Below are 19908 nucleotides of genomic sequence, written 5' to 3' on the forward strand. Positions count from 1 at the left end.
AAAATTACCCTTCCTTCTCGATAGTATCTAGGCATTCACGAAGTAACGTACCGTACTCGTACTTACCTGGACATACAAAGGTACACAATGCTAGATCTTCTTCATCCAGTTCAAGCGCACCCAGTGCTTGAGCACTGTCTGTGTCGCCGGCACATAGATCACGAAGCAGCAAAGTAGGCTCCATATCTAGAGGCATTACGCGTTCGTAGTTGCCAATTGGAACCATTGAACGATCACTACCATTGGTCGTCGTTGTCATATTGAACAACTGACCTTTGAATACGTGACCAAGGAAAGAGCGAGTTACCGAGAACTTATTCTTACCAGGCATTGCCCAGCCAAATAGTTCTTTTTCACGGCCTTCACGTAATACAGAAACCTGTTGATGGTAACGGCCAAGGTATGCGTGTGGACCAGTTGCATGTGTACCTGTTAGTACTGAACCAGAGATCACACGAACTTCGCCAGGCATCAGCTCGTTATCTGTTAGGTCATCTAAGCTTGCACCCATTACGGTACGAACTAGACGAGGGTTATTCACAACTGGGCCAGCTAGAGACACAACACGATCTGTGCATAGCTCACCAGTTAGGAACAGCTTACCGAACGCGATAACGTCTTGGTAGTTGATGCTCCATGCCACATTCTCTGCATTTACTGGGTATAGGAAATGCATGTGGGTGCCAGCAAGACCTGCTGGGTGAGGGCCATCGAAGACGTGTTCTTCTACGTTAGACTGTGAAGAGCGTGGCAAGCTAGTGCCAGATTTACATACGTAAACCTTGCCTTCTGTCAGGGCTGAAAGAATGTCTAGACCAGCAATGAATGCTTCTTGTTGCTCATTAATGATCAACTCAGGCTTAGCTGCTAGTGGATTAGTATCCATTGCAGTTACGAAAATAGCCTTAGTAGAAGACTCGATTGCAGGAACCTTGCTGAACGGACGAGTACGTAAAGCGGTCCATAAGCCAGAGTCAACCAACTGAGTCTTGATCACTTCACGATCTAGACCTGAAAGTTGAGCGGCTTCGAACTTATCAAATGTCACCTGCTCTTCACCTGCCACTTCAATCACTACAGATTGAAGGACACGTTTAGCGCCACGGTTAACTTCGATCACTTTACCGGCTGCTGGTGCAGTAAATTTCACGCCTGGGTTCTTTTTATCTTCAAAAAGAACTTGCGCTTTTTTCACTTCATCACCAACGCGGACATGCATGGTAGGTCGCATGCCAACGTACTCTTCGCCAAGCAAGGCGACTTTTTTGATGGTCTTACCATCATTAATCACCTGGGATGGAGTTCCTGCGATAGGAAGATCCAAGCCCTTCTTTATTGTAATCATACGCACTTGCACTACTTTTATCGGGAAAAAGATTCTTTTGATTGCGTAACTTTTAGACACGACATCAGTGTCCGGTTTTGATGTTGTTTTAAACATCAAAATCGCAACATCCTATTAAAAATCTCGTCACAAGGAATACGCGAGATTTATCAGGTGCCGTAGTCTAGCATTTTTTAGGAACTTGATGCCATGATCAATCATTAGAATAGAGGGGTTATTTCGGTAGAATCAGGTCTAAAAGGTCAAAGAATAGTCATAACTTTGACCCATCGCACAAATGCCATATTCCATACATATCTTATGGAAAAGTGATATTCATCGCCTGAAATATTCTGCAATTTCCATTCATTTGTTGAAACACTGTTAACACATTTTTTAACCAGAATTTGTTCCACGTTAACGTCCCTTAAGAATGTAAAACGAAAAAAGATGGCCTTAAGCCACCTTTTCTCTGCACCTTTATATCTTGCGTTTTTAGTGACCACCACCCATACACATCGGGCTATCAGGGGCGCCATCTTGTTCACGCTTCCACTCTTCATCAGTGTATGTATGAATAGCTAATGCATGAATGTGGTTGTCCAGTTCATCTGCCAAAATTTGATGAACTTGACGATGGCGCCCAATCAAACGCTGTCCCGCGAACGAATCACTCACAACAATCACTTTGAAATGACTCTCTGAGCCTGGTGGCACATTATGCATGTAGCTCTCATTAATGACTTTGAGATAGCTGGGTTGCAGCTCACTGTGTAGTTTCTTCTCTATGATTTCTTGGATCATATTCGTTCCTCATTGATGCGAATTCCATAAGTATATACCTAAGTAAAGCAGACATGCATCACTCAAACGTCACTCTCATTATTGACGCACTTTGTAGACATATTGTCTCAAGGCGCTTGACTCCACGAACATGTCTAAAGAGCAGCCATCACTGAACTCGTAAAATTTGACAGCTTTTTGTATCTCGACACGTCATCATTTGCGACAATAACACTTAACTTCTAAATCAACTTACATTTAGCTATGAAAACCGAACTGAACCTTCACGAGCGAAGCTTAACACTTCATCGTTTCCCAAAACGTAGTAACGAAACGCTACAAGCGTGGGATGCCGGTGATGAGTATCTTATTAATCATGTTGAAGAGCTTGCTTTGCCAGACAATCAAAACATCCTCGTGATTAATGACAGCTTTGGTGCCCTCTCCTGCTGGTTTTCGGAAAAGCACCATGTAACGCTAATGAGTGATTCATTCATCTCACATAAAGGTGCACAGCAAAATCTCGAGCAAAACCAGTGCAATAAAGTAGCGTTTGCCACCACGATGGACCTCGTTCCTGCCAATATTGATCTCGTCTTGCTGCAACTGCCCAAAAGTAACCGCCATCTAGTGTGGATACTAAGCCAATTAAGAAAGGCGCTACCGGCTTCCTGCCCCGTCATTGCAGTCAATAAAGCGAAAGACATTCATACTTCGACGCTAAAACTGTTTGAAAAATACTTAGGCGAAACAAAAACATCTTTGGCCTGGAAAAAGCACAGATTGGTGTTTTCTCAAGCAACAGTTGAGCCTACGATTGAAGTAATGCCTTTCACGACTTGGCGCGTTGATGGCGAAGATATCGAACTCAAGAACATGCCAAATGTCTATTCAGGAGAAAGTTTAGATTTAGGTGCACGCTTTATGCTGCAGCACCTGCCTCAAGACCCTTCAATAGACAATGTCATCGACCTCGGCTGCGGCAATGGTGTTCTGTCTGTTAAATTTGGTCAGTTGAATCCAAATGCTCGGCTAACATGTGTTGATGAAAGCTTTATGGCGCTTGAGTCGGCAAAACAGAACCTACGCGACAACCTTGGTGAAAATAGAGACATACAGTGCATAGCGAACAATTGCTTGGACGGTTTTAAACACAGCAGCAGCTCTATGGTTATGTGTAATCCACCGTTTCATCAACAACAGGCAATCACCGATCATATTGCTTGGCAAATGTTCTGCGATGCTAAACAAGTATTAAGTGAAAATGGCCGTTTACTGGTTATCGGAAATCGTCACCTCGGGTACGACGCAAAACTCAAACGTCTGTTTGGCGATAAAAATGTGAAACTTATCGCTTCCAACAATAAGTTTGTGATTTTACAGGCTACAAAAAATCCTGCTAAATTAAGCGCAAAATAAGCTTTAGCAAAATAGTTAAAAGGAATAATAAAATGAGAAAATTGGTACTTGCGGCTTCGGTTGCGTTGCTTGCTGCGTGTTCAGCCCCTCAACAACCTCAGCTGAACCTGATGCCAGAAAGCACATTGAGCACCAATCCAATTGTTCAAGGCAAGACTTACAGTTTGACCAGCAAAGATGTACGTGCAGCGCAGTACGTGGCGTTGGTGGATAACGGCCGTTCGAACATTCTTCCTCTTCATGCTAAACAGAATTTACGTATTGCGTTAGAAGAAGCATTAGAGAAGCAATTCTCATCTCAAGGTTTCCATGCGGATCTAAACAGCAACAACGCGATTGAATTGAGCGTTCAAGAAGCGTTGGTCAACGTGAAGCATTCGGTGATGGAAAATGAGATGGATGCTAAAGTTGTGCTGGAAATCACAGCAGAGACACCTGAGGGCAAGCTAGTCAAAACTTATACAGGTACAGCAAAGCGATCTGGCACATTGAGTGCTTCTGATGCCGATATTGAAGAGACATTGAATGATGTGGTGACATTGACGCTTAAAGAGATTGCCAATGACCCTGAGCTTCGTCAATACATGCAGGAGCGTTTCTAATGTTACGCAAAGCGATTCTGTCCTTAGCACTACTCAGCTGCAGCGTTTGGGCTGGACCAAAAGTAGCGTTTGAAACGACACTTGGTTCATTTACGGTTGAGTTAAACGAAGAGAAAGCACCTATCACTGTCGCTAATTTTCTAAAATATGTAGAAGATGGGAGCTACGAGGGTACTATTTTTCATCGTATTATCCCAGGCTTCATGGCACAAGGTGGCGGCTTTAACCAAGATATGCAGATGGTGAAAACATACGCGCCAATCAAAAACGAAGGAAATAATGGTCTAAACAATGACCGTGCTACCATCGCCATGGCACGAACCAATGCACCAAACTCTGCAACTCGTCAGTTTTTCGTCAACTTAGTCGACAATGACTTTCTCAACTATGGCGCTCGACCACCAGGTTATGCTGTATTTGGTGAGGTTACTGAGGGGTTCGACGTTATCCAGAAAATGGCTCAGCAGCCGACCACGACGGTAGGCCGAATGCGTGATGTACCAGAGACGCAAATCGTCATCACCAAAGCTACACTACTTAAATAGCCAAAACGATAAGCCCTTTGAATAATCGAAGGGCTTTCTCTTTCAACGGCTTCATTTTATTGGATTGATTTATGTCTTCATTACCTTCCATCACTTGGTTGGAAACGGTAAAAAGTTACCTCGATAAACGACTCATGTGGGTTTTCATGCTGGGCTGCTCTAGCGGCTTTCCGTGGGTTCTTATCGGTTCAAACATGTCAGGTTGGCTAAAAGATGCCGGCTTGACCCTCTCCGCAATTGGCTATTTTGGTAGCGTTTTTGCGGTCTATGCGATCAACTTTCTGTGGGCACCTCTGGTTGACCGCGTGAAGCTGCCAGTCCTCTTTAGACTGCTGGGGCAAAGACGTAGCTGGATTTTCTTTTGTCAAAGTATCGTACTCGTCGCTACCCTATTTATTGCCGGTGTTAATCCAGCGGAAAACTTGGTGTTTGCGTCACTACTCGCCTTGTGTATTGCAACGGCTTCAGCGACACAAGACATCGCAATTGATGCTTTTCGTATTGATACTTTCCCAAAGTCAGAAGAGTCTAAACTGCCTCAAGCTTCTGCAATGGCGGTCATTGGCTGGTGGACAGGTTATTCACTACCGGGTTATTTAGCGTTTGTTAATGCTGACAGTGTCGGTTGGAATGGTGTGTATTACGGGATGGCGGTGATAGTCGGCATTCTAATGGTCTTTACGATTTTAGTCGGTGAACCTAAGACTCAACGCGAACAACTTCAGTCTGCCGCTGAACAACGCCACAAAGAAGTGGTTGGTTCGAAAGTCGTAGCTTGGTTTACCGTGACTGTTGTGGAACCTTTCCTTGATTTCTTTAATCGCAATGGTGTCCGTGTCGCGATTACTCTGTTGCTGTTCGTTTTCCTATTTAAAATTGGCGAAGCGTTTTTGGGCAGGATGTCGATCGCGTTCTACAAAGATATTGGTTTTAGCAATGAACAAATTGGCTATTACTCCAAACTGATTGGTTGGGGAGCCACCATCTTCTTTACTTTTGTCGGAAGCATGTTCAACGTTAGGTTTGGTATTGTACGTGGATTAATGATCGGTGGTATTGCTATGTCTGCCAGTAACTTGATGTTTGCTTGGATTGCTTCGGTAGGCCCAAACGAGCACTTGTACTTAGCCACGATTATTGTCGATAACTTTACGACTGCTTTCTCAACTGTCGCTTTTGTTTCATTTTTGACGATTCTAACCGGACAAGCATTTTCGGCAACTCAGTATGCGTTGCTTGCTTCTCTAGGAAACTTCGGACGGACGACTCTTGCTTCTTTCAGTGGCGAGCTAGTGGATTATCTTAATGATTGGAGCACATTCTTCGTGCTTACCGCTGTCATGGTCGTGCCAAGCTTGATTATGTTGTACTCGCTACGACATTACTTTGATGCTCTATTGGAAAAAGCACGTCACAAGCATTAACGAAACATATAAAAAACCACCGAATTCGGTGGTTTTTGTTTTGCGAGATATAAGATAAGAGGTCTATGGGTATAACCCTTTACCAAACATATTAAATATACGTGCCACGCCTTGAGTAAAGATCATCGGCTCAGTCAATACGGTTAAACACAAGCAGTCTTCTCCGGCCTTAGTGTAAGGGCTGTGCTTCACTGATGCGTCTCTAATCATCAAATCGCCCTCTTCATATTGGCCATCCTCGTCACTAAATCCGCCATGCAGGATCAATGTAGACTCCAGGCCTTTGTGCGTATGTTGAGGAATTTGCACATCTTCCCCGATGTACATTAAGCTGACACGAGCGTCTTCCCCTAGGTCAATCTGAGCACTAAAAACCTTGCCTCCGTAACTTCTCCATGACCCTACGAGGTCAGAGAAACGCGCTAGAGTTTTAGGAAGAGCGAAACTTTTTCCTGCGACATTAACAGCAGCAGAGTCGCGGATCACGATATTATCAGTCGCTGGCTCCGCATTGATGATGTCATTAAACATGTCGTCAAATTCAGAAACATACTCAGAAGGTATGTCACTTACGATGTTCGCTTGACTTGCTTCGACTTGGTTCACATAAGCTCGGCACTTGGTGCATGTTTCTAAATGGGTTGCGACCACAAGACCAGAAACCGCATCAATGCTTCCCGAAGCGTATGCTTCTAACAAGCTGTTATCTGGGTGTTTGTTCATAGTTGCTCCGTATGCATTGAATGCCTTAGCTTTTCTACTGCAAGCCTCAGCCTGGATTTTACAGTACCGAGGGGTATATCAAATAATTCCGCGACCTGTTGATGAGGTAGCTCTTCAAGATATACCGCTTGTAAAACATCTCTCTGGTTTTTCGGTAATATATCTAAAAACTTAACCACCTGTTCTTTCAACATATCTTGTTCTGGTGAATAGTGATCAACAAGATCAGGTGGATAATACTCTGACGGCCAAATGTCATCAGAATGAATGTGTAATTCCTTACCTTTCTGTTTTCTCAGCAAATCAAAACAAAGGTTTCGGATTATGGTATATATCCAAGTCGATAACGCGCTCTTTTCACCATCATAGAGGTGCGCTTTCTGCCAAACTGTCGCCATGGTCTCTTGCACCATCTCCATAGCAACTTGCTCATTACCAACATGTTTGTAAGCGAATTGCTTCAGCTTGGGTGCGTAAAAACGGAATACAAAAGCGAACGCATCTTTGTCTCGAGCCTTCACTTTATCCATGTAATCGTTCCAATCACTGCGCCCCAGTTTTTTCGGGCTATCACTCATCATAATCGGCCTTAATTTGTGGGAGGAGTCTCCTCCTCCCATTCGTCCTAATCGGTCACGTCATCGACCAACAAGTTGAAACCACCGTTGTTCCCATCATCAATGGCAACGACTTGGTACACAACACCGTTCATTACATTGACTGGTGCTGAGTCAACCGCAACAATACTTGGGTTACCAGCCACTGTTACCGTTACATAATATGTACCTTCAGCGACATATAATCCTTGTGCGCTATTTTTATACGCAAAATTAGCAATAGTTGGATCACTTCCATCTATTCCTGCACTCGTAGTGAGGTAAATATCCACCATTTCCGCTATAGGATTAGCCGCAGCGTGTGTCACATTCAATGTCGCGCTAGTCGCCACAGCGCGTCTCATATCTTCAACAACCAGAGCTTCGATATCAATCGCTGGGCTAACAACACCGACTGCATAAACACTGTAATCCATTCCACCTGCAACCATTAACCCGTCAACATCTATGATCGGATTGGTTGTTGTGCCATCCACGTAAACGTCAATATCGTAAGCGCCAGCAGCAAGATCCAAATAACCACGAATCTCTTTGAACGCTAAGTCGGCAAGAGGAGCGAAGGCCGCCCCGTTAACGTTAACATCGACGACTGGCGCTCCATCGACAAGGTGTCCGACTCTTACTTCAGCTTGGCTGCCCATATCTTCAATTATAGAAGAGCCCGAACCGTCCAACACCAAGAGTTTGACAGGTGACGTGCTATTCGAATCTCCTGTGCCGATAGCGGCAATCGTCAAGTTGGAATTAGCCGCAAGAGGTACTGTGCCGGAGTCAAAAGCAACGCTGTCTCCTACGGCAAGTCGAACTTGATACTCACCAGCTGGGATGTTCAATACGTCGGTAGAAGCTTTGTAAGCAAGGTTAGTTATTGGAGTCGCGCTAGCAAGAGCAACACCTGGCTCAGTGACATAAAGATCAACAGCAGGAACGCCTGAAGCTGCATGAACAACTTGAACATCTAGACTATTGGCATCAGCCATTGAATCGGCGCTGCGAGTCACAACTAAAGGCTCAACTGGGTTTGGCGAACCATCGGCATCGCCAACAACGAACACGTTATAATTGAGGTCGGAATCAAGATCTAGTTCTGTTTTAGGTATTACGGTCGCGGTTTCATTACCTGGGAGCTGAACATCGACCTGAATCGAATTCATCCCCTCTCGCAATTTAACGTAGCCAGATCCCACACCATAATCAACATTCGTTAATGATGGTTTATCGTTGATCCACACATTTGCAAGCGGCGCGTCAGAAGACGCGTGCACTGCTTGTAAATTGGAATACTCGATAGTGTCACTGTCGGAGCCACACGCCGCCAGTCCTAATGCCGCCACCATAGTTAGCGCAGCTCTGCCAAATCCTTTCATATCCTTGCCTCTTTGTTAGTCGGGGCTTCTATGGCTTCTGTCAGAAATTGCAACGCAGGAATGCAGTTCTCTGCGCCAACGAGCTGTTCGAACAGATTGCAGTCTAAAGGAAGTAATTCAAGCCAGCGCTGGGTCACCCAAGCTGAGTCATCGTAAAAACGATGCTGGTAGAGGTTTCCAAGTTGAGGAAACTCTTCATAAACATGGGATAACTGCTGGCTTAAATAGAAGAAATCTGGTGAGTTGTCTGGATGTTGCCAATTGTCTAACCATTCGACCTCTGCATGGCGTAAGCCGTCCGCATCTGCACGAACTCGTTTGACAACAAAGCGTTTCTCACCAGCGACTGTAATACCAAGAAGACCATCACTGAGTGTTTCAAAATCAACAATCCTGACCAAAGTTCCGATAGATGAAACGTTACCCACGTCTTTAGGGTCACCTTCACTTCCTACTAGGCAAACTCCAAAACCCACATTTTGTAGGCTGCATTCCTTTACCATTCGCTTATATCGTGGCTCAAAAATGCGCAGATTCATTTTACCTTCAGGGAGTACAACTGAAGTGAGTGGGAATAACATGACTTCTTTCATTCAAACGTCCTCTTTGATTCACGGATACATACGAATCCCTTATCACTCCGATCACTAACGATTTATGTTGGTTAATCGACTGGCTTAAAAAGTCATAAAATCGCTCACGCAAACGATCCAAATCACACATTTATTGCAATAAAATGCAACAAACAAAAAGTACCGTAAATAAAGATAATTTCGTGATGCAACTCACCAAAAACGTTTCATTTTGCACCCTTTATCACTTTCATTTGGGATTTTTATCGCTATTATTCCCGCCAATTGGAAAGCGCAGCACAGATTGCGTGTTCTGAATCATTACAAACATAGAGAGTCCCCTTATGCGTAAATCACTTTTAGCTCTTAGCCTTCTAGCGGCTACTTCAGCTCCAGTTATGGCGGCAGATTACTCTGACGGCGATATTCACAAAAACGATTACAAGTGGATGCAATTTAACCTAATGGGTGCATTTGACGAACTTCCAGGTGAGTCTTCACACGACTACCTAGAAATGGAATTCGGCGGCCGCTCTGGTATCTTCGACCTTTACGGCTACGTTGATGTATTCAACCTAACTTCTGATCCAGGTAGCGACAAAGCTGGCGCAGAGAAGATCTTTATGAAATTCGCTCCACGTATGTCTCTAGATGCGGTAACTGGTAAAGACCTATCTTTCGGTCCAGTTCAAGAGCTATACGTTGCAACTCTAATCGAGTGGGGTGGTAACTCTGGTGTTAACTCTCAAAAAATCGGTCTAGGTTCTGACGTAATGGTTCCTTGGTTTGGTAAAGTTGGTGTTAACCTATACGGCACTTACGACGGCAACAAAAAGGATTGGAACGGTTTCCAAATCTCGACTAACTGGTTCAAACCATTCTACTTCTTCGAGAACGGTTCATTCATTTCTTACCAAGGCTACATCGATTACCAATTCGGTATGGATGATGATGCTGGTAACAAGTTTGGTTCAACCGCGTCAAACGGTGGTGCAATGTTCAACGGTATCTACTGGCACTCAGACCGCTTCGCAGTGGGTTACGGTCTAAAAGGTTACAAAGACGTGTACGGTATCAAAGATACTGATGGGTTCAAGTCAACTGGCTTTGGCCACTACCTTGCTGTAACTTACAAGTTCTAATTGAACCACTAAGTTTGCTCAAAAATGGCGCCTTTCGGCGCCATTTTTATTTGCTTTCCTTTTTTCCCTCATTATCCTTGCAGCAAACCTTTTTAATGAGAGCGTTTGGTGAATATCCTTATCCTCGGTCCAGGTGCGGTGGGCTCACTCTGGGCAACAAAATTTAAGCTTGCCGGGCACAATGTTTCATTGTGGGGAAGAAGTTCTGAAAGCCAACAATCACTTCAGTTGGATGACACACCCGCAATCGTATTCAGTAATCAAGATATTTCCTCCGTAAATAAAGCAGATCTCATTTTGATCACGGTAAAAGCTTGGCAAATGGAAGACGCCATTCAGCCTTTACTGCCTCATATCAACGCAGACACGATTATCATGCTGATGCACAATGGTATGGGTACCGCCTCTGGCGTGGAGAAGGCTCTGCCAAACAATCCTATCGTGCTCGCCACAACGACGCACGGCGCATACAAACCAGATAACCAACACGTACTGCATACCGGTCACGGAACAACGCAAGTGGGTGGTTATAATGACAAAGGAATGCAGTGCGCTTTTCTGCAAGATGTTATGCATCATGCCCTTCCAGAGGCCATTTGGAATCCACACATCCAATCTGCGTTATGGACTAAGTTAGCGATCAACTGCGCGATTAACCCACTGACTGCGATTCACCAGTGTAAGAATGGTGAGCTTGCGCAGCCCGAGTTTAAGATACAACTCGAAAGCATCACTCAAGAACTGGTTGAAGTAATGAGTAAAGAAGGTATTGCTATCGAGTTTCGCTCTCTTTTCGATACGGTAATGCAAGTGGTGAACGCCACAGCTGAGAACTATTCTTCAATGAGACAAGACGTATTCCATCAGCGTCGAACGGAAATTGATTTTATAACCGGACACTTGTTAAAGGCTGCCGAGAAACATCGCATCAATACGCCTGAGAATTTAAAACTTTACCAACGCATCAAACAAATAGAACAAAGCTGGACAGAACAATGAGTAAGAAAATCTTAGTGCCAATCGCTCCGGGCACCGAAGAAATGGAAGCCGTCACCGTTATCGACATGATGGTTCGCGCGGGTTATGACGTTACGGTAGCGAGTGCTGCTTTTGATGGCTCATTGACAATGAAAGCTTCTCGCGGAGTCACATTAACGGCAGATTGTAAGCTGGTCGATATCGCTGATGATGAGTTTGATGCCATAGCACTTTCTGGTGGTGTTGGTGGTGCAGAAATTTTTCGTGATAGCACGGTGATGATAGAAATCCTTAAGCAGCACATCTACGAGGGAAAATTGGTCGCAGCTATCTGCGCAGCACCAGCGTTGGTATTGCAACACCATGATCTTTTCCCACAATCACTGATGACCTGTCACCCGAGCTTTCAGTCACATATCCCGGAAGAGAAGTGGCGCAGCAAACGCGTGACCTTTGATATCAACCACAACCTGATCACTAGTCAAGGTCCGGGTACAGCTTTAGAGTTCGCAATGGAAGTAATCATTCAACTCTCAGGTAAAAAACACGCATGGTCAGTTGCTGAACCAATGATCCCTCTGCCTACTCTGCACTACCACAAGCTTGGTGAAGAATAATGTTTGACGTAAATGCTGTACGCGAGCAATTTCCCGCTCTAAACCAATCCGTCAACGATACGCCCTTAGTGTATCTAGATAGCGCAGCGACAACGCAAAAACCGCAATGTGTGATTGATGTCATCAGTCATTACTACAGTGCGCAAAATGCCAATGTTCACCGTGGCAGCCATAGTTTAACGGCTAATGCCACCAGCCAATTTGAAGCGGCACGAGAACGAGTGGCAAGCTTTATTGGTGCAAACAGCTCTAAGGAAATCATTTGGACACGGGGCGCAACCGAAGCACTGAACTTAATTGCTCAAACCTACGCCCGTAGCACGTTACAACCAGGTGATGAGATCTTGATTAGCGAGATGGAGCACCACGCCAACATCGTGCCCTGGCAAATCGTGGCAGAGCAAACGGGTGCTAAAGTCATTAAAGTTCCGATGACATCAGATTGCCAGTTCGACATCAGTGCATTTGAGGCGCTTCTGTCTGACCGCTGTAAAATTGTTGCTTGCGCACAAATAACCAACGTAACAGGCACACGCCAACCTATCGAAAAAATCACTGAACTGGCGCACAACGTTGGCGCGGTTGTTGTAGTTGATGGCGCGCAAGGCATCGTACATGAGCAACTTGATTTATCGACATCAGATATCGATTTCTACGTTTTCTCAGGTCACAAACTTTATGCACCAGCAGGCATTGGGGTTTTATACGGCAAGCTTAAACTTTTGGAAGCCATGCCACCATGGCACGGCGGCGGTAAAATGGTTGAACGTGTTTCTTTCGAGAAAACGACGTTTTCTGCACTTCCTGGTAAATTTGAAGCGGGCACACCAAACGTTGCGGGCGCGATTGCTCTAGCGAAAGCCATTGAGTGGTACCAAGGTTTTAACCATCACGAAGTAGAGGATCATCTCCATGTGCTTCAGGATAAGGCCTACCAAGTACTAAGCGCTTTGGATGACATCCATATTCTAGGCTATCAACCGAATGCCTCTGTACTGACGTTCGTCATGGACGGCGTTCATCACCAAGATATTGCGACGCTGCTCGATCAACAAGGCATTGCGGTACGAGCAGGACACCACTGCGCTCACCCATTGATGGATGCGCTAAATGTGAAAGGCACGGTACGCGTCTCTTTTGGTATTTATAACACGACGAACGATGTGGAAAGACTCATCGCCGCCGTAGAAAAAGCCGTCGACATGCTATAACGCCAACGGTTTGATTTGGAGTAACCAACAAGGTTACTCCATCTGCCTATCCAGAGTCGCCACGCAATTTCTGCCATTTCTTTTCGCAGCATAAAGCGCTTTATCTGCATGCGCATACAAACGTTTGGTGGTTTCATTTCTGCCTATTTCCACCACGCCTACACTCACCGTGACCGGAATTTCAATCTTTTCAAATTCGAACTGACAATTTTGAATGTGGGAACGTACTTCCTCTCCTACCTCTTTCGCCGCCGACAGAGAAGTTTCTGGCAAAATAATCGCAAACTCCTCCCCTCCGACTCTTGCAAAAATTTCGTCTTTGACGAGTAAGTGAGAAACCAAATCAGCTAAGGTCTCTAAGACATAATCCCCCGCATCATGACCACGTTTATCATTGATGACTTTAAAAAAGTCCAAATCAAACAATAACAACGCGGAGTGATAGTTCGGCTCTTGAGCTTTAATGACCTCTTCTGTGAGCTTTTCGAAAAAGACACGTCGATTGTAGATGTTGGTAAGAGCATCAATTTGGCTTTGATGGCGAAGAAGGGTTTCAACTCGGTGGCGATTGGAGATGTTGCGTGTAAGAATAAGGACAACGCGACGACCTCGGTATTTTATAGCGAGTGGGCAGATCTTGCCTTCGTAGTATAGGTCGCCTCTTGGCCCACTGTTAGCATCTATTCCCTGAATGCTGTCGGCGCACATCTTGTACTCGATCGTCACAATACTGTCTTGTTTCAGTGATCGACTGATCTGCTCGATAAACCAGTCGGCTTTATCTTTTTCAAGTACGCTGTGAAGTGTCTTACCTATCAAATTGCTTCCATCGTGATAGGCTTTTTTATCTGTTCCTCCAAAAACATCAATATAGATACCATCTTCACTCAGAATAAAAGTGGGGTCTGGCATTCCGGATAACACGTCTTGCGCATGTTCCAAGGTGAATTGCATATAGGGAGGTTCCTAGCGTTTGTACCTAAATATCCCAATCGCCTCCAAATGCGTGTCAGCATTGGGGAACAGGAGCGAATGAGGCATATGTCTACTATCTAATATAGACAAATTTTAAATACAATTGAGTTTATAAAAACCAAGTGGGCAATATAATGAACCAGGATCAATAGAAAGGTTAATTAACACTAAAATAGTCGACTATTTGCATACTTTTTATCCATATGCAAAAAATGTCTCAACTCAGAAACAAAAAACGCCAAACAGCTAGGTTATTCGGCGTTTTTTAAGAATTGGGAAAATGACTCGTTACACGGCGGTTTGCTTAATCTGCTCTACAATAGCTTTCAAGCCATTACCACGTGACGGGCTTAAATGGGAGACAAGCCCCAGTTGATCAAAATAAGCATCAATATCAAACGCTTGAATTTGATCGGCCGTTTTACCGTCATAAGCTGCCATTACCAAGGCAATCAATCCACGGACGATACGCGCATCGGAGTCCGCACAAAAATGCCAAACGCCATCTTGCTCTTTGCTCACTAACCACACCAAGCTTTCACAACCCGAAACGGTAACTTGTTCTGATTTCAGCTCTTCTGGCATTTGTGGCAGCTTTTTACCCCACTGAATAACCTGACGGTAACGATCTTCCCAGCCTTTAAATTGCTGCATAGTCGCTACAATGTCTTCGCTGGTGATATCTGTACCAAATGGAGAAACGGGAAAATCTGTCATGATGCGCTCTTCTTCTAGTTTACTTCTTATATTTTGAAATCAACTTCTCAACGATTCGCGATACCGCGACAAAGCCAAACGTTGCAGTTACAACAGTCGCCGCACCAAAACCGCTAGCACAATCCATACGTTTTGGGCCTTCCGCTGTCGACTTCACACCACACACTGAACCGTCTGCTTGAGGATACTTCAGCTGCTCGGTTGAAAACACGCAATCAATACCAAACTTACGAGCCGGATTCTTAGGGAAGTTATGATGACGACGCAAAGTGTCTTTGATTTTCTTCGCTAGAGGATCTTGGATCGTTTTCGTTAAATCAGCGACCATGATCTGCGTTGGGTCAACCTGACCACCAGCGCCCCCCGTGGTGATCACTTTGATCTTGTTGCTGCGGCAATACGCCAACAAAGACGCCTTCGCTTTTACGCTGTCAATCGCATCTAGCACGTAATCAAACTCTTTGCTTAAGTACTCATGTTGATTGTCTGGCGTGATGAAATCATCAATCAGATTGACTTTACACTCTGGGTTGATCAATTTGACACGCTCGGCCATCACTTCAATTTTGCTTTGGCCAACGGTGCCCGTCATCGCATGAATTTGGCGGTTAATATTCGTGACACAAACATCATCCATATCAATCAGAGTCAACTCACCGATCCCAGTACGGGCCAGCGCTTCGACCGCCCATGAACCCACGCCACCAATACCAATAACACAAACGTGTGCAGCGCGAAGAATGTCCACTTCACTGTTGCCATAAAGACGACGAGTGCCGCCAAAGCGTTGATTGTAGCTGTCAGATGCTGGGGTATCGAGTTCACGCATATTGAAGTCCAGATGATCGATAGAAAAACAAAGAGTGCGATTTATACGCACTCTTTGATGAAATGTCTAGATAAGAGGCGGTTCCTCTTTCTTGGGTCGCTATTGTAGCTTTTCTGGCGGCAAAGCCCAAGGCGCTTGAGTTGGTGAGTTTTCCAGCCCAAGTTTCCAAACTCGACCAAAATGCTTGTAGTGCCCTGCTTCCGTTCCTGCTCTCGCACCAATGCCATGATACAGATCCAAATGGTTCTGTTTTACCGCACCACCAGTGTCTAAAACGATCAGCATTCGCAGTTGATGAGCACCGCTCCACGTACCATCCGCATTCAGCAATGGTACTTCCGCCAAGATTGGTGTGCCCATTGGTAAGATAGAACGGTCACCCGCGACCGCGGCCATTGGTAACAAAGGAATACCAGCCGATCCCGTTACTGGCGCTTCCGCTTTTGGCGCAAAGAAGACGTAAGAAGGGTTTTGCTCCAACAACTCGCGTACTGTTGCGTCGTCGTTGTCCATTACCCACTCTTTAATCGCTTTGAGAGACATTTTTTCACGCGGCACTTCACCACGTTCAATCAAAATGCGGCCAATGCTGACGTAAGCTTTGTTGTTTTTACCCGCGTACGCAAAGTACTCCAACGTATCATCATCTTCAAAATGCACATAGCCACTGCCCTGCACTTCCATCATAAATGGGTCGATACGATTAGGCGCGTAACCTAGCACCAAACCTTGGCCATCTAATGCCCCGTTGTAGATCTCCGCGCGAGTCGGACAATCTGATGAGCAGTTTGGCTTGCCATAAACTGGGTACTTAAAAATGTCGTTTGGTGTATGACGCAGTTCCATCACGGGAGAAAAGTATCCGGTAAACAGCACATTACCTTTTTTATCACCACCACCCAATTGCGCGGCTTGAATGCCAAACGCACTCAACGCACTGGTATCTCCGCTCTGTTGCGCCCACTCACTTAATCGTTGATATAGCGGTTGGTATATCTTCGCCATGGATGGTGACTTTATCACCACTTGCTCAGCTTGCTTGTTAAATTCAGTAAAATCGCGTGGTTTGTTAGACTCAACCACATCCACTTGATTGAGGATCTGAGGAAACTCACCATCAAGATATTGCTGAGCACGATCATTTTGTTGAGCACAGCCAAAGAGTAGGCTCAAAGAGATAATAGGAAGGAGTTTTTTTAACACGTGTCTTTTCCGTAAAATAGAATAGCAAAAGGATGGCAAACAAATGCATACGGTGCAATTGAAAAGCAACGACAAAATGTTTCAACGCTAAGCCAATCCGTTTACTCGTTGTGAATTCATTCAGTTAATACAACATGATAGCAGCGGAAGAATTACGGAATTGTCCGGATTATGTTTGAAAGTAAGATTTACTGATTGAGAGATGAAATTGTGATCATCCATGTGACTCACAGACGCAAGAGATCTCTGCTTAACAGACAAAGATAAAAACGACTATCTTACCGCAATCCTTGCACGCCCCTCTAAACGGAATACAGGTAGATAATGCGCATTGGCATCCAGCTTCATTTCTGCATGCTGCTTACCCACAAAATTGAAGTGCCGCTCATTTGAACCCACTCGATACGAAAACGAATCCCCATCGAATTCAAAACTGGTCGCCACTGTAGAACCATTTACGGTAACACCGCGCTCACTCAACACAAATTCTTCACGAGCATAAGGCGCAACATCTTGCTCAACCCAGCGACCATAAATTATCGATTTGGGAATGGGCGGATTAATGGTTCGAGTAATCAAATCACTATACAGCATGCACACGACAACGGTTCCAACTATCGCTATAAGCATGAGAGAACGCTCTAGCCACTTACGAAGCATTGATTTAGATGACGTTTTTGACAGATTTGAAGCAGTGATCGCAGCATTCTTATTAACAGCAGAAGACATGAGGTTCACGTATTGAGAAAAGACGCATCCATTGTAACCTTCCCTTTTAACGGGACCAAGAACCTACCTCAATATGTTTGTGCTTTATTCCAAAATTTCACCTTGCCACAAAGTGAATAAAAAGGCATTATTTTAACATAATTAAACAAAGGAATGGCTGTAGTGAAAATTCGTAATACTGCTCTCGTAAAAGGATTCCGTCAATCAACACCTTATGTCAATGCTCACCGCGGAAAAACCATGGTGATCATGCTGGGCGGAGAAGCCGTCGCACACAAAAATTTTGGCAATATTATTAATGATATCGCACTCATGCACAGCCTCGGAATCAAAGTCGTGGTGGTGTATGGTGCACGTCCTCAAATTAATCAGCTGCTAGAAAAACAAGACCTCACTACGCCTTACCACAAAAATATCCGCATTACGGATGAATCGGCTTTATCTGTTGTTATGCAAGCTGCCGGACAACTTCAACTTGCGATTACTGCGCGCCTATCAATGAGCCTCAACAACACTCCGATGGCAGGAACCCAGCTCAATGTCGTTAGCGGAAACTACATCATTGCTCAGCCACTCGGCGTTGATGATGGTGTGGACTATTGCCATAGTGGACGCATTCGCCGCATTGACACCGATGCTATCAACCGCACTCTTGATCAAGGTTCAATTGTTCTGCTAGGTCCCATTGCTAGCTCTGTGACTGGCGAGTGCTTCAATTTATTATCGGAAGAAGTCGCCACCCAACTAGCGATAAAGCTGGGTGCGGATAAGCTGATTGGTTTTTGCTCCGAACAAGGTGTCATTGATGACAACGGCAATGCTGTCGCCGAGTTACTACCAATTGAGGCGGAGCATGTCATCAAAACACTTTCTGAAAATACGTCTCCTGACCTAGATTACAACACTGGGACACTGCGCTTTCTTAAAGGCTCTATTGCCGCTTGCCGTGCCGGAGTACCTCGTAGCCACTTGATCAGTTATAAAGTAGATGGCGCCTTAATTCAGGAGTTGTTCTCTTTCGACGGTATCGGTACCCAAGTTGTTATGGCGAGTGCTGAACAAGTGAGGCAAGCTAATATTGACGATATTGGCGGTATCTTAGACCTCATTCGCCCGTTAGAAGAACAAGGTGTACTGGTTAGGCGCTCTCGAGAGCAGCTAGAGCAAGAGATTGGAAAATTTACCATCATCGAAAAAGACGGCTTGATTATTGGCTGTGCTGCCCTTTATCCATACCCAGAAGAGCGTAAAGCTGAGATGGCTTGCGTAGCGATTCACCCTGACTATCGTGATGGAAACCGAGGTTTGTTACTGCTCAACTACATGAAACATCGTTCTAAATCCGAAACCATTGATCAGATTTTTGTCCTCACGACACACAGTTTGCATTGGTTCAGAGAGCAAGGTTTTTACGAAGTCAGTGTCGACTATTTGCCTGGAGCCAAACAAGGGTTATATAACTTCCAGCGTAAGTCCAAAATCTTAGCGTTAGATTTATAGCTTAACCTTAAATCAGGGAGCGAAACTTAACGTTCCACTATACCAACTAACCTCAAAGGGCAGGATTTAGTTCATTAACGCTCAACCCTGCACATCGAGCTTGTTTAGGAACGAGTTTGTTGAGGAGTAAGGCCACACATAAACCCTACTCCGGACTAGCGGGTCATCATGTAAACCCAACTTAGAAATGCGCAAACCATTGCTTGATTTTTGTTCCAATTTTATCTTTTAAATATACATTTGGTTGGCTATACTCTGCTCGCTAGTGATTGGTTTTTAACCAATACGAATGGATCTAGGTGATGTAATTAGCCTTCACCCTAAAATACTGGGCAATTGAAAAACTAGTTAGCTCCGTATTGCACACCAAGGACAGTTGTTAATCTGACTTTAAATAAGCCGAGACGAGCACTGTTATGAGAACAATCATTTGTAATTCGCTTCAAAGCTTCTGGGATATGGCTGACAATCAGTTTTTAGAAGGCCTAGACGTCCACTGTGTTTTCCCCGTAAATGACGCTATCCGAGATTTTATTCTTGCTTATCAACAGCAATACAAAATACGCAGCGTGTCTTTTACCAATGCGTTTGCAAAACATGCATAAAAGAAGACCGAGCCATAAGCTCGGTC

21 protein-coding genes are annotated in these 19908 nt (G+C 44.7%); 10 read left to right on the plus strand and 11 right to left on the minus strand.

Annotation, left to right across the window (positions count from 1 at the left end; genetic code table 11):
• Positions 1–4: 4 nt before the first annotated feature.
• Positions 5–1345 (minus strand): Na(+)-translocating NADH-quinone reductase subunit A, encoded by a 1341-nt coding sequence (locus R7E47_RS11745; RefSeq protein ID WP_005380264.1) that lies wholly within the window; start codon positions 1343–1345, stop codon positions 5–7.
• A gap of 474 nt (positions 1346–1819) precedes the next feature.
• Positions 1820–2128, minus strand: coding sequence for a transcriptional regulator BolA (gene bolA, locus R7E47_RS11750; RefSeq protein WP_005380262.1), 309 nt, complete (start codon positions 2126–2128; stop codon positions 1820–1822).
• Between the two features lie 243 nt (positions 2129–2371).
• On the opposite strand from bolA, the gene R7E47_RS11755 reads away from it, so the two are divergent.
• The 4 genes from R7E47_RS11755 to R7E47_RS11770 all read left to right on the plus strand — a co-directional run bounded on the left by R7E47_RS11755 (position 2372) and on the right by R7E47_RS11770 (position 6097).
• Positions 2372–3526: a methyltransferase gene (locus tag R7E47_RS11755; protein ID WP_005380260.1), complete on the plus strand. Its 1155-nt coding sequence runs from the start codon at positions 2372–2374 to the stop codon at positions 3524–3526.
• Between the two features lie 32 nt (positions 3527–3558).
• Positions 3559–4128 (plus strand): YajG family lipoprotein, encoded by a 570-nt coding sequence (locus R7E47_RS11760; protein ID WP_005380259.1) that lies wholly within the window; start codon positions 3559–3561, stop codon positions 4126–4128.
• Positions 4128–4673: a peptidylprolyl isomerase gene (locus R7E47_RS11765; RefSeq protein WP_005380258.1), complete on the plus strand. Its 546-nt coding sequence runs from the start codon at positions 4128–4130 to the stop codon at positions 4671–4673. Before R7E47_RS11760 ends, R7E47_RS11765 begins: the two co-directional genes overlap by 1 nt.
• 71 nt (positions 4674–4744) lie before the next feature.
• Complete coding sequence (locus R7E47_RS11770; protein WP_005380257.1) at positions 4745–6097, plus strand: AmpG family muropeptide MFS transporter; 1353 nt, start codon at positions 4745–4747, stop codon at positions 6095–6097.
• A 63-nt stretch (positions 6098–6160) separates the two neighbouring features.
• On the opposite strand, the gene R7E47_RS11775 is transcribed toward R7E47_RS11770, so the two are convergent.
• From R7E47_RS11775 to R7E47_RS11790, 4 genes are read right to left on the minus strand one after another with little or no spacing between them, the layout of a single operon-like run.
• Positions 6161–6820, minus strand: coding sequence for a ChrR family anti-sigma-E factor (locus R7E47_RS11775; protein ID WP_005380256.1), 660 nt, complete (start codon positions 6818–6820; stop codon positions 6161–6163).
• Positions 6817–7401, minus strand: a complete 585-nt coding sequence (locus R7E47_RS11780) for an RNA polymerase sigma factor (protein WP_005380255.1) — start codon at positions 7399–7401, stop codon at positions 6817–6819. Before R7E47_RS11780 ends, R7E47_RS11775 begins: the two co-directional genes overlap by 4 nt.
• A gap of 44 nt (positions 7402–7445) precedes the next feature.
• Entirely contained in the window at positions 7446–8804 is a 1359-nt protein-coding gene (locus R7E47_RS11785) for a DUF4397 domain-containing protein (protein ID WP_213885659.1), read from the minus strand.
• Complete coding sequence (locus R7E47_RS11790) at positions 8801–9397, minus strand: LON peptidase substrate-binding domain-containing protein (RefSeq protein ID WP_005380253.1); 597 nt, start codon at positions 9395–9397, stop codon at positions 8801–8803. Before R7E47_RS11790 ends, R7E47_RS11785 begins: the two co-directional genes overlap by 4 nt.
• Positions 9398–9720: 323 nt before the next feature.
• Between R7E47_RS11790 and R7E47_RS11795 the strand changes: the two genes are divergently transcribed.
• From R7E47_RS11795 to csdA, 4 genes are all read left to right on the plus strand, one after another.
• Positions 9721–10518 (plus strand): outer membrane protein OmpK, encoded by a 798-nt coding sequence (locus tag R7E47_RS11795; RefSeq protein WP_005385292.1) that lies wholly within the window; start codon positions 9721–9723, stop codon positions 10516–10518.
• 108 nt (positions 10519–10626) lie between these two features.
• Entirely contained in the window at positions 10627–11517 is an 891-nt protein-coding gene (gene panE / locus R7E47_RS11800; RefSeq protein WP_053349833.1) for a 2-dehydropantoate 2-reductase, read from the plus strand.
• The gene (locus R7E47_RS11805; RefSeq protein WP_006742560.1) at positions 11514–12113 is read left to right on the plus strand and encodes a DJ-1 family glyoxalase III; all 600 of its coding nucleotides are present in this window, start codon (positions 11514–11516) and stop codon (positions 12111–12113) included. Before panE ends, R7E47_RS11805 begins: the two co-directional genes overlap by 4 nt.
• Positions 12113–13324, plus strand: coding sequence for a cysteine desulfurase CsdA (gene csdA, locus R7E47_RS11810; protein WP_318084312.1), 1212 nt, complete (start codon positions 12113–12115; stop codon positions 13322–13324). The genes R7E47_RS11805 and csdA overlap by 1 nt, the downstream gene beginning before the upstream one ends.
• A gap of 33 nt (positions 13325–13357) precedes the next feature.
• Here csdA and R7E47_RS11815 read toward each other — a convergent pair whose 3' ends face one another.
• From R7E47_RS11815 to R7E47_RS11835, 5 genes are all read right to left on the minus strand, one after another.
• On the minus strand, positions 13358–14278 hold the full coding sequence (locus tag R7E47_RS11815; RefSeq protein ID WP_104975544.1) for a sensor domain-containing diguanylate cyclase: 921 nt from the start codon (positions 14276–14278) through the stop codon (positions 13358–13360).
• Between the two features lie 309 nt (positions 14279–14587).
• Positions 14588–15016, minus strand: a complete 429-nt coding sequence (csdE, locus tag R7E47_RS11820; RefSeq protein ID WP_262651769.1) for a cysteine desulfurase sulfur acceptor subunit CsdE — start codon at positions 15014–15016, stop codon at positions 14588–14590.
• Positions 15017–15035: 19 nt separating this feature from the next.
• On the minus strand, positions 15036–15845 hold the full coding sequence (gene tcdA, locus R7E47_RS11825; protein ID WP_005380241.1) for a tRNA cyclic N6-threonylcarbamoyladenosine(37) synthase TcdA: 810 nt from the start codon (positions 15843–15845) through the stop codon (positions 15036–15038).
• 99 nt (positions 15846–15944) lie between these two features.
• Positions 15945–17048: a murein transglycosylase A gene (mltA, locus tag R7E47_RS11830; RefSeq protein ID WP_005391723.1), complete on the minus strand. Its 1104-nt coding sequence runs from the start codon at positions 17046–17048 to the stop codon at positions 15945–15947.
• Positions 17049–17321: 273 nt separating this feature from the next.
• On the minus strand, positions 17322–17777 hold the full coding sequence (locus tag R7E47_RS11835; protein WP_054576300.1) for a DUF2850 domain-containing protein: 456 nt from the start codon (positions 17775–17777) through the stop codon (positions 17322–17324).
• A 162-nt stretch (positions 17778–17939) separates the two neighbouring features.
• Here R7E47_RS11835 and argA point away from each other — a divergent pair, with 162 nt between their 5' ends.
• Together argA and R7E47_RS11845 are read left to right on the plus strand one after the other, a co-directional pair.
• A complete protein-coding gene (argA, locus tag R7E47_RS11840) occupies positions 17940–19277 on the plus strand; it encodes an amino-acid N-acetyltransferase (protein ID WP_318084313.1) in 1338 nt (445 codons plus the stop codon).
• A gap of 416 nt (positions 19278–19693) precedes the next feature.
• Positions 19694–19882 carry a hypothetical protein gene (locus R7E47_RS11845; protein ID WP_005380230.1) on the plus strand — a complete coding sequence of 63 codons (189 nt, stop codon included), beginning with the start codon at positions 19694–19696 and terminating at the stop codon, positions 19880–19882.
• Positions 19883–19908: the final 26 nt, after the last annotated feature.

Origin of the sequence: Vibrio sp. Vb1026 (genome assembly GCF_033338745.1) — a bacterium.
Lineage (GTDB): Bacteria > Pseudomonadota > Gammaproteobacteria > Enterobacterales > Vibrionaceae > Vibrio > Vibrio alginolyticus.